The sequence below is a fragment of the Fusobacterium sp. genome, from assembly GCF_032477075.1.
Taxonomy (GTDB): Bacteria; Fusobacteriota; Fusobacteriia; order Fusobacteriales; family Fusobacteriaceae; genus Fusobacterium_A.
This window is the reverse complement of sequence record NZ_JAWDXO010000053.1, coordinates 1-10893: the sequence shown is the minus strand read 5'-3', so window position 1 is coordinate 10893 and position 10893 is coordinate 1. Positions and strand designations below refer to the sequence as shown.

Annotated in this window: 9 protein-coding genes and 1 riboswitch; of the genes, 6 read left to right on the top strand and 3 right to left on the bottom strand. The window is 26.0% G+C overall.

Going from position 1 to position 10893, the window contains the following annotated elements; translation table 11 throughout:
• The first annotated feature begins 115 nt into the window (after positions 1-115).
• The 5 genes from E6771_RS14910 to E6771_RS14890 all read left to right on the top strand — a co-directional run bounded on the left by E6771_RS14910 (position 116) and on the right by E6771_RS14890 (position 5072).
• Positions 116-2035 carry a TonB-dependent receptor gene (locus E6771_RS14910; protein ID WP_316092133.1) on the top strand — a complete coding sequence of 640 codons (1920 nt, stop codon included), beginning with the start codon at positions 116-118 and terminating at the stop codon, positions 2033-2035.
• A 65-nt stretch (positions 2036-2100) separates the two neighbouring features.
• Positions 2101-2943: an ABC transporter substrate-binding protein gene (locus E6771_RS14905; RefSeq protein WP_316092132.1), complete on the top strand. Its 843-nt coding sequence runs from the start codon at positions 2101-2103 to the stop codon at positions 2941-2943.
• A gap of 457 nt (positions 2944-3400) precedes the next feature.
• Positions 3401-3532, top strand: coding sequence for a hypothetical protein (locus E6771_RS14900; protein ID WP_316092131.1), 132 nt, complete (start codon positions 3401-3403; stop codon positions 3530-3532).
• A 450-nt stretch (positions 3533-3982) separates the two neighbouring features.
• Positions 3983-4375 carry a hypothetical protein gene (locus E6771_RS14895; RefSeq protein WP_316092130.1) on the top strand — a complete coding sequence of 131 codons (393 nt, stop codon included), beginning with the start codon at positions 3983-3985 and terminating at the stop codon, positions 4373-4375.
• A gap of 88 nt (positions 4376-4463) precedes the next feature.
• Complete coding sequence (locus E6771_RS14890; protein ID WP_316092129.1) at positions 4464-5072, top strand: hypothetical protein; 609 nt, start codon at positions 4464-4466, stop codon at positions 5070-5072.
• Between the two features lie 401 nt (positions 5073-5473).
• On the opposite strand, the gene E6771_RS14885 is transcribed toward E6771_RS14890, so the two are convergent.
• From E6771_RS14885 to E6771_RS14875, 3 genes are all read right to left on the bottom strand, one after another.
• Positions 5474-7732: an excinuclease ABC subunit UvrA gene (locus tag E6771_RS14885; RefSeq protein WP_316092128.1), complete on the bottom strand. Its 2259-nt coding sequence runs from the start codon at positions 7730-7732 to the stop codon at positions 5474-5476.
• Complete coding sequence (locus E6771_RS14880) at positions 7725-8147, bottom strand: MarR family winged helix-turn-helix transcriptional regulator (protein ID WP_316092127.1); 423 nt, start codon at positions 8145-8147, stop codon at positions 7725-7727. The genes E6771_RS14885 and E6771_RS14880 overlap by 8 nt, the downstream gene beginning before the upstream one ends.
• A 540-nt stretch (positions 8148-8687) precedes the next feature.
• Positions 8688-8825 carry a hypothetical protein gene (locus E6771_RS14875; protein WP_316092126.1) on the bottom strand — a complete coding sequence of 46 codons (138 nt, stop codon included), beginning with the start codon at positions 8823-8825 and terminating at the stop codon, positions 8688-8690.
• Between the two features lie 552 nt (positions 8826-9377).
• Between E6771_RS14875 and murI the strand changes: the two genes are divergently transcribed.
• A complete protein-coding gene (murI, locus tag E6771_RS14870; protein ID WP_316092125.1) occupies positions 9378-10169 on the top strand; it encodes a glutamate racemase in 792 nt (263 codons plus the stop codon).
• A 126-nt stretch (positions 10170-10295) separates the two neighbouring features.
• A riboswitch (Lysine riboswitch) is annotated at positions 10296-10475 on the top strand.
• The last annotated feature ends 418 nt before the right edge of the window (positions 10476-10893 follow it).

Sequence of the window (10893 nt, the reverse complement as noted above, 5' to 3'; positions counted from 1 at the left end):
TCCTTTCATTTTAGGGAGGATATATAATCTTGAGCAAATTATTATACCTTAAAAGGTTAGGAGTAGTTCACATAAATTTAAGTTAACAGAAACTAAATAGAGATTGGGAGGAAAAATGAAAAAAACTTTAATGATAGCTGCACTACTGACAATAGGTACAACAATGATGGCAGAAGAAAAGATAGCCAGTCAAAGATTGAACGAATCAGTTATTTCTACAGAAAACTTTGAAACAAGTGTTTTGGATACTGCTAAAAATATAACTATTGTAACTCAAGAGGATATTCAGAACAAAGGAGCTAGTACAGTGGCAGAAGCCCTTAAAGGAGTTCCAGGGTTAACTATAAGTTCTATTGGAGGATCAGATTCTGTGTTTGATATGAGAGGTTCAGGAGCTACTGCGAAGAGCAATACATTAGTACTGCTTGATGGAATTCCTTTAAATGCAGTAGATGGAACTTACAATACGAGTCAAATACCTGTTGAGCAAATAGACAAAATTGAAATAATTCCTTCAGGTGGAGCTGTAATGTATGGAGACGGAACTACTGGTGGAGTGATAAATATTATTACTAAATCACCATTAGATAAAAATAATTATGGTAATGTAGGTATAGAAATTGGATCATGGAATACAGTAAAAGGGAATGTAAATTATGGAACTAAAATAGGAGATAAATTTCTTTTTGATTTATCTTATAACAATTATAAAAGTGATGGATATAGAAGTTTAGATCCTAGATATAGCAGTGGGGATACTAGAGAATCAATATGGCTGAGAGGAAAATATTTACTTGATGATGGGTATTTAGAAGCAAAATATAATTATGGAAAAAGTAAAGATAGCTGGACAAGTGCTTTAACAAAAGAACAATTTGAAGAGAATCCAAAACAAGCTGGAAAAGATGCTGGAAAAGAATTAAATAAAACAAATAACTATATGATGACATATAATAAGAAAATTGGAGAAAATTTATCATTTTTAACGTATGGTGGTTATGATACTAAAAAATTATCTCCAAAGGCTACTTGGGGAGATAGCAGAACAGATATAAAGCAATACTATATAAAACCACAATTAAAATACAATTATGGAAAAGAAAGCTATATAATTCTAGGGGGAGATTATAAAAAATCAGAAGTAGAAAGATTTACCTATAAAACAAAATTAGAAAAAGAATCTTTTGCAGGTTACTTAATTAATAAAACTACAATTGGAAAGCTGCAATTAAGTCAAGGATATAGAAGGAGCAGTGATAAATACAGTGATAAATCAGTTATACCTAAAAAAGATTTAGATAAAAAATTTGATAATGATTCTTTTGAACTGGCTGCTAATTATCTGTATTCTGAAACAGGAAGTGTATATTTAAGTTTTACTCAAGGATTTAGAACACCAAATGCAGATGATTTAGGATATTGGTATGGAGATATTGATGCTCAAGAAACAAAAGTTTATGAAGTAGGAATAAAGGATATGTATAAAAATACTTTTATTTCTTCATCAATATTTTTGATAGATACAGATAAGGAAATTTATTATGAAAAAGTAAGTGGTTATGGTGGAAAAAATAGAAATTTTGATGGAAAAGTAAGAAGAATAGGAGGCCAAGTCTCGCTACAACACTACTTTGATAAATTAACTTTAAGAGAAAATATTTCATATATTCAACCTAAAATTACAAGTGGAATTCATGATGAAAAAGAATTTGCAGGAGTAGCAAGATGGCAAGGAAATATTGGAATGTCATATGATATTTTACCAAGTATAGTTTTTAATATAGATGGGTATTATTTTGGAAAAGCATATAATAGTGATGATTTTTCCAATAAATTAGGGAAAAATGATGACTATATTACAATTGATTCAAATATTAGGTATAAATTTAATGACGGATTTGAATTATATGGTGGAATAAGAAATTTATTTGACAAAAAATATGCAAGTGCTGTTGTAACAGCTGGAATTAGAGAAAAAGCATATCATCCAGCAGATGGAAGAAGTTATTATGCAGGATTCAAATATAATTTTTAGAATGGTATAATAGAAAGATAAAAATGGTTTCTATCTATCTTAAAATAAAAGGATAAGTGATAATAATGATAAAAAAGTTTTCAATAATAATTTTATTTCTTTTTTCAGTTATATCTTTTTCTAAAGAATATAATAGAATAGCTTCTGGAAGTCCAGCAGTAACGGAAATACTTTATAAACTGGGATTGAAAGATAAAATAATTGCCATGGATAAAAATTCTGATATAAAAGAATTAGATGATATGAAAATACCAAAAGTAAGTTTTTATCAAATGAATACAGAGAGTATTTTTTCTCTGAAAGCAGATTTGATAATTCTTTCAACATTTAATAAAGCAGATAGAGAGGATTTTATTGAATTTATGAAAGGAAAGGGAACAGAGATTATCTATATTCCTGATGTAAAAAGTATAAAAGATATTTACGATTGTATAAGAGAGATAGGAGAAAAAACAGAAAAACAAACTGAAGCAGAAGCAATAATTTCTAAAATGGAAGAAGAAATAAATGAAGTAAAAGAAATAAGTAAAAATATAGAAAAAAAGAAAAAAATATATTTTGAAATTTCTCCATTTCCATCTATGTATACTTTTGGTAAAGACGTATTTATGAATGAAATGTTAGAAATTGCAGGAGTGGAAAATATATTTAGTGATAAAAATGGATGGTTCATACCAAGTCTGGAAGCTATAGCAGCAAGAAATCCTGATATAATATTTACCAGTACTTACCAAGTTGAAGATCCAATAAAAGAAATTATTGATAGAGGTAATTGGAATATAATAAAGGCTGTAAAAGAAAGAAGAATATATACAATAAGTAAAGAAGCAGTGAGACCATCTATCAAAGTAACAGAAGTAATAAAAAAAATATCAGAAATCAGTTATCCTGAATATTATAAAAAATAAGCAAGGTTTTTTTTAATATAAATTATTTTTAAAGAAAAACTAGAAAGATTAATTTCTTTCTATTTTTTTATATCAAAAGATAGTAATAAACCAATAATATGAAACATTAAAATTAAATAATCAATATTGTAATTGATCAACAGCTGATTATAAATATATATAAATATCTGTAAATTAGAAATAGGATCAAAGACATTGGGGGTCTCTAATCCTATTTCTAAATTTGGTTAAATTTAAAATACAGTAACACTTCAAGGAAAGGGTCATCTTTATATTATCATCTTTATAATATTTTGTCAACAAATAATTTGATTATCAAAAAATATTTTTTTAATATAAAATTTTTCTTTGTATCAAAAAATATTAAATGTTAATAATTTATATTTTTTAATTTAAATTCTATGGGTTATAGAATTTAAATGATTTTATTTTTAAAAATTGATAAATAAAAGAAGTAATGAATGTATTCAGTGTTCCTATAATTAATGTTACTGAAATAGTTTTAGCTAAATTGGTAAGATTTAGAAAATCTAAAAATGTTCTTATGAATATCATAGCAAATGAGGTCGTAAGAGAAAAGTTAAAATAAAAGCTAATGATAGCATAAATAAGGAAATATTTAAGTTTAAAGTCTCTATCTTTTAGCCAATAAATAAAAACAATAAAATAGAAGATAAAATATAAATATTTTTTTAAGATAAATAAATGTATACTTATAAAAAATTGTAATAATGCAGAGATTAAAGTTATGATAATTCCTAAACTAAGAAGAAAGCTGTTAAATTTTTTTTTCATGAATCACCTCCTGATTAATGATAAATTTTATCATAAATTTAAAGTACTTACAAGTTCTGTTGATATATTTTTATCCGAAATAGAGGCTATATTTGTAATTATTAAATACAAGTTAAATTTTGTTTATAGTGAGAATTATTTATATATTTTTTTTAATATTTTACTTGTTTTTATAGACAATACATTCATATTTTTGTTAGACTATAAACAGAAATAAAATTTTTACGAAAAAAGAGGTGTTACTTTGGAGGGAAGATGTAAAAGATGCAATAAAAGACTTTATTGGTTTAGAGAAACAGAGATGTATAGAGGTGAAGAATATTGCAGTAGATGCTATGATATACTTTTTAAAGAGAGAAAAAAAGGAATAGAAATAAATGGAGAGGAAATAATAAAAAAAGAAAAAAAATCTGAATCAGATAAAAAAGTAATTGAAACTCTAAATGATAAAGGTGGAATAGGATGGGTAATACTTGGATTTTTAAGCGCATACATAGGTATTATATTGTTTGCTGTTTTTAATAAAAAATATCCTAAAAGAGCAAAATCTCTACTTATGGGAGGAATATTAAGTATAATATTTCCATTTTTTATATTTGCAATAATGATGGTTGTAAAATTAATTTCAGAAAGTTGATAAATTATTATTAATTTAAGTACTTACTTTATATATTTTAGTACTGTATAATAAGAGCATAGTTAAAAATATATTATGGAGGTTGTACATGAAAAAACTACAATTAATATTACTAGTTATTTTTACATTTGTAATTTTTACAACTGAATATGTAAAAGCGGCTGGAAGTCTTGCAGAAAAGTATATGGATGAATTCAAAGGGAAAGATGTTATAATGCATTTTATAATGCATAATAAAATTGAGGGAAAAAATATAAAAAGCGATATTACTGTAGCTACTCTTGGAGAGAAGAGAGTTACTAAGATGGCATATGAAGGTCAAATAGTAAGATTTTTGGTAGAAGGAAAAAAATCTTATATGATAAGTGACAAAGATAAAATGGCAATGAATCTCAATATGCTTGGAATTAATTCTTCTATTTTTAAACAACCTGAATATATAGGAATTAAGATTACTGGTTCTGGAACTGATACAGTAATGGGGAAGAAACTTCCATATGAAGAAATGAGTGTGAAGAATGGTGGGAAAATAAGATATTATTTTAAAGGAAATGAACTGGCATACATAACAGGAAAAGGTATTGGAGATGATTTTATAATGGAAATATTGGAATGTACAACTAAAGTACCCACTTCTATTTTTGAGATACCAAAGGGATATCGTGTTATAAATGGCTTAAAAGATATGGGAATATAAAAATAGATTACTCATGCAAAATAATGATCTTTTATAATATTATTTTATCAGAGAAGATTATTTTAACTATATAATTGTCTTTTAGTAACCAGAGATAAGTTCTCTGGTTTTTTGTTGTATTTTTTACAATAGAAGTATTTTAATTAGTCAAGTAATCAAATAAATATCATAATTTATATTCAGTGTAGGAATATTCTAAATTTAAAGGCAATAGAAGTAAGAAAATAAATACAGTTTACTCAAAAAGAATATTAAAAAAAGCACCTTGGAAAATAGAGGGAAATAAAATCTATAGACCAGAAGATGCAAAATTAAAAGAAAATTAGATGAAAGTAAGACTTCTATGGAGCTTTATCTTAAAAGACCACTATTTACAAAAATTATCAACAAGAATGATATATTTAATTTATTTTCAAAAAATTTTTAAGATGTTTAGCTGTAAGAGAAGTAGGGTTGTCAATCATATCTTCAGGATATCCTTGAAAAATAATTTTTCCACCAAGAACTCCGCCATAAAGTCCTAAATCAATAATCCATTCTGCTTGAGATATAATAGATAAATTATGTTCTAGAACAATCAGTGTATTTCCATTTTTTACTAGATCAAAAAATAACTCCAGTAGATTTTGAATATCAGATTCGTGTAATCCAGTGCTAGGTTCATCTAAAATTAGTAATTTACTGTTTTTTTCAAAGAGAGTTTTGGCTATTTTTAACCGCTGTAGTTCTCCACCAGAAAATGTGTCAAGAGATTGACCTAACTTTAAATAATTTAAATTAGCCATTGTTAAGCAATTCAGCATATGATTTAACTTTTCGCTTTTAGTATCATCGAAAAAACTCTCAGCTTCTTTAACTGTTAAGTTCAATACATCATCAATATTTTTGTCTTTATAATAATAGGATAATGTTTCATTATTAAAGCGTTTCCCACAACAACTTTCACAAAGTTGTTGTGTATCTCCTAAAAAAGCTAGATCTAATTTTACATATCCTTTTCCCTTACAGATAGGGCATGCTCCTTTTCCATTATAGGAAAAATGAGATATATTTTGTGAGGATATTTTACTAAATAAAATTTTTATAGTATCGAAAACACCTAAATAACTGAGTATATTTGAGCGTGAAGAGCTGTGGATAGGGTTTTGATCTAATATCATTGCATCAGAAAATTTATTTTTAAATAAATGTCGTATAAGAGAGCTTTTTCCAGATCCTGCTACACCAGTTACAAGGGTAAGAGCATTTTTAGGAATTTTTACAGAAATATTTTTAATATTATTTAAACTAACATTTTGTAGTTCATAAAACTCTTGGAAATTTTGTTTTTTGGTATTTAAATAATGTGAAGTATTCAAAGCTTTACTGGTAAGTGTATTAGAAGCTAGTAGTCCTTCATATGTTCCTTGATAAGTGATATAGCCACCATTTATTCCAGCCTCTTCACCTAAATTAATAATATGATCTGCAATTTTTATGATATCTGGATCATGATCTACTAGTATAATAGTGTTTCCTTTTTGTTTTAATTTATATAATATTTTTATAATTCCTATGAGGTCTTCTGGATGGAGACCTGTACTAAGTTCGTCAAAAATATAAAGTATATCAGATAATGAGCTATTTAGGTGTTTTGATATTTTAATTCTTTGTGATTCTCCTCCAGATAAAGTTGTTGTTGACCGGTTCAGGGTGAGATAGTTTAGCCCAAGATTCTGCAAGCTCTCAAGTTTTGTTTTTAGATCTATTAATATAACTTCAACTTCTGGTTCTTTTATTCTATCTAAAAATATTTTCAACTCATCAATGGTTAAATTGACACAATCAGAAATGGAATTATTTAAAATTTTAGCACTACGTACTTTTTTATTTACTCTTGTACCTGAACATTCAGTACAATCTTTAACTTCTAAAATTCTTTTTAAATCATTTTTATATTTGGTGTTATCAGTCTCAATAAAGGCTTTGGTTATTCGAGGAATCAATCCCATATACTGAGCTGTTTTATGCCATTTTTTTGTTGGTTTTTTAGGAAAACTTCCAGTGTTATATAAAAGCATAGATAATTCGTCAGAGGTATATTGATTGATTTTTTTATCATTATCAAAATTTCCTGATTCTGTATATCTTGTTAGCCTCCATCCCCCCAACTGAAAAGTTGGAAATTGGATAGCACCTGAATTCAAGGATTTTTCAAAATCTATCAAACTTTTTGGATTAATTTCTTTTATTACTCCAAGACCTTTGCATTTTGGACACATTCCTTCAGGAGAGTTAAAAGAGTAATTCATTGAATAACCAATAAATGGTTTAGCAATTCGTGAGAATAAAAGTCTCAGACTGGCATATATATCAGTAATGGTTCCAACAGTAGAACGAGCATTTCCATTTATTTTCTTTTGATTAATAACTATAGACACTGGCAAATTTGAAATTCTATCTACTTTAGCTTGTTCATAATGGGGTAATAGCTGTTGTATATAACTGGAAAAAGTTTCACTTAGCAGTCTTTGTGACTGGGAAGCGATTGTATCAAAAACAAGAGATGATTTTCCGGAACCAGAAATGCCTGTAACAACTATAATTTTTCTTTTGGGAATTTCTAAAGAAATATTTTTTAAATTATTAGTTCTTGCATTAATTATTTGAATGTTATTCATTATTTTTTATCCTTTCATTTCTTAGCTTATTTGAAAGCATTTTTGCTAATCTTGCAAATTCTTCTTGTTCTTCTTCAGAAAAAATTTCTTTTGAAAGTTTATAAATAGATTCGTGATTATTATAGATATTTATTAAAAATTCATTTCCACTTTGAGTTAAAGAAGTAATAAGTTCACGCCCATCAAGGTCACTGGGAACTTGTTGTATGTATTCAAGGAGTTTCAATTGTTTCAGAGCTTTTGATAGTTTTGATCTGGCAACTCCTAATTCTACACTTAACTTTGATGGGGAAGTATTTTTATGTAGATTGATAAAATGCAGGATATCATATTGAAGCCAACTGAGATTATTTGGATTAACATAAGTTCTTTCAGCTACCATCTCACATTGTAGTTCTATTAAAGCATTTTTCATTATACCTCCTCAAATGATTTCTTTTTAGAAATTATATCCTATGCGAAATTATAAGTCAAGAACTTTTTATATAAGAATATATATTACAGAGTAACAAAAAAGCTTGGAATAAAATTATACTACTTTAATAGTTTAAAAAATTAAGATATTATACTAACTATTGAATATTTTATGGTCAAAAAAAGTCTAGCTTGATATTTATGAACATTTAATATAGAACAAATGTTTACTCTCATATATTTTTTAGGATTTGATTCTAAACCTAGAATAAGTCAAGTTCAAAATTTTATTAAAAAAAATTTTTTTATGAAGCAAAGAATAAAATTTTTATTTTTGTGGGATGATTCACTTTTTTAGCAATCTCCTTAAACATACAACAAAAGCTCCCTAAGAGTGAGAGCTTTTGTTCGTAGAAATTAAGATATAATAAAATAAAATAACAAAGTTTAAAAATAATAAAATACTTATATTACTTAAAAATTAATAGGTATAAATGGGCATAAAATCAGATAAAATTTTTGGTTTATTTTCTTCTTTTGATCATCCTAATTTTTTAAATCCAATAAAACAAAGAATAGCAAGAATTGCATATATAATATTTGAAGTTGAGCTAATAACTGCATTGTATGTAAATAAGATTCCACATATCAATAAAACATACTTTAAAAACATTCCCATTTTTCACCTCCTGTAGTTCTTTTTAATAATCTTCTTCTATAAAGTTATCTTTCTACTTAACCTCAATAAATCCTTTAATTTTTCATTTTTAATATTTGTATATTTTATATTAGCTATATAAAAATCTCTACCTGGCAGGAGGATAGCAAATAAATCAACTTCTTTTTTGGAGGCTCTTTTTTTATGTTTTAATAGTTTCATAATCAAATTAATATTAGGTACTTTTTATTAATATACTAAAAAAATGCTGCAATAGTATTTTGAAGAAAAAATATAAAGACTAGTAGGTTGGTCATGCGTTGGTCACAAATAATAAAGATGGGATAATATATTTCTCTTAAATATACAACAAAAGCTCCCTTGAGAGTGAGAGCTTTTGTTCGTAGAAATTAAAATGTAATTTAAGGAAATGTCCTATGACAATATTATTATAACACATATAATTATTCTGTCAACAAATATTTTGAAAAACAAATAAAAAATTATAGTTGTCATAAAATAAATAAAAAGGTATAATTTAATATAGTATTTTTGAGAAGAGGTGCATAAATTATGAATAAAGAGTCGTCTATAGGAATTTTTGATTCTGGAATAGGTGGGTTGACTATTTTAAAAAAGATAAGAGAGTTACTTCCAAGAGAAAATATAATTTATTATGGTGACTGGAAAAATAATCCATATAGTGAAAAAAGCAAGGAAGATATACAAAATTTAAGCGCCAAAATAATGGACTTTCTTATTAGAAATAATTGTAAAGCTGTTGTCATTGGCTGCAGTATCTTTTCAGCTGCTTCTTTGGAATTTCTTAAGTCTCAGTATAATATTCCAATAATAGGAATGATAGAAGGAGGAGTAAAATCAGCTATATTAGAAAGCAAACAAAAAAAAATAGCTGTTATGGGTTCAGCTTTTACTATAAAATCTAATGTATATGAAGAAAGTATAAAGAAAATAGATTCGGATATAACTGTGTATCAAATTTCATGTAAGGCTTTATGCACAATGTTGGAAAAAGGGTGGGAAAATTATTCTGATAGAATGGAAATATTGGAAGGTTATTTATGCCAAATACCAAATGCAGCGGACACTTTGATTTTAGGAGGAACACATTATCCTTTTATTCTTAATGATATAAGAAAGTTTTTCAGTAAAAAAATAGTAGATTCTTCAGTTGAAAGTGCTATAGAGTTATTTAGAGTATTGGGTCAGGAAGATTTATTGAGAGAAGGATATAAAAAAGGGAGAATAGAGTTTTATATTAATGGCAATAAAGAAGTTTTTAAAGATGTAGCAGAACAGCTTTTTGAAAAAGAAGAAATAATAAATATGTTTTCATTGTATTGATAAAAACTATAAATTTTAACTTAAAGACAGAGTGAATTATGCTGTCTTTATTTTTTTGTAGTTTTTTATATATAAAATATATTGTACAAAGTTTATATGATAGAGTATACTCAAATCTATAATATTAATTTAGATAGAGGAGCAGGAAACAAGAGTATAACTATAATTAGTCTGGCAGGCGTTTTAAAATAGTTAGAAAGGGAATTCTGCCGAAATGAAAGAGAAATTAAGCCATTCTTTTTTGTTGGTAATGTAGATAAAATCTATATTACTGTCATTGATTGTCAATGGAGTGCTATCTGTGAAAAAGAAAATTGTTATGATATTATTTATAAATAATATCATTTTTATGATTATATTTATCACAGTTTAGCTTTAAACTGTGATTTTTTTATTTTAAGAGAAAAATCATAAATTATATGAATAAATATATTATATTTTATTTATATAGATTTTTCACATAAATAATAATATCTTATGTATATATATACTATAAATTTTTTTCAGAAGATATATAAAGATAATATTTAAAATATAGAAAACAGATATTTGTTTTTTATTTTAATGTGGAGTATATAAAGAAGTATAAAATATTTTATTAAGAATAAAAAAATATTTTAAAAGTAGGAGGAAGGAAAGAATATGATTAATGGAATTTGGTGCGGATTAATAATTATTGGAGTAATTGTATCTATGTTTACTGGAAAGATTCAGGCGGTGACAG

Bases quoted from the DNA above. Each gene is read 5' to 3' on its own strand.
- E6771_RS14875 (WP_316092126.1), bottom strand. From the start codon at position 8,825: ATGGGAATGTTTTTAAAGTATGTTTTATTGATATGTGGAATCTTATTT.
- E6771_RS14910 (WP_316092133.1), top strand. From the start codon at position 116: ATGAAAAAAACTTTAATGATAGCTGCACTACTGACAATAGGTACAACA.
- E6771_RS14880 (WP_316092127.1), bottom strand. From the start codon at position 8,147: ATGAAAAATGCTTTAATAGAACTACAATGTGAGATGGTAGCTGAAAGA.
- E6771_RS14905 (WP_316092132.1), top strand. From the start codon at position 2,101: ATGATAAAAAAGTTTTCAATAATAATTTTATTTCTTTTTTCAGTTATA.
- E6771_RS14900 (WP_316092131.1), top strand. From the start codon at position 3,401: ATGAATGTATTCAGTGTTCCTATAATTAATGTTACTGAAATAGTTTTA.
- E6771_RS14885 (WP_316092128.1), bottom strand. From the start codon at position 7,732: ATGAATAACATTCAAATAATTAATGCAAGAACTAATAATTTAAAAAAT.
- E6771_RS14890 (WP_316092129.1), top strand. From the start codon at position 4,464: ATGAAAAAACTACAATTAATATTACTAGTTATTTTTACATTTGTAATT.
- murI (WP_316092125.1), top strand. From the start codon at position 9,378: ATGAATAAAGAGTCGTCTATAGGAATTTTTGATTCTGGAATAGGTGGG.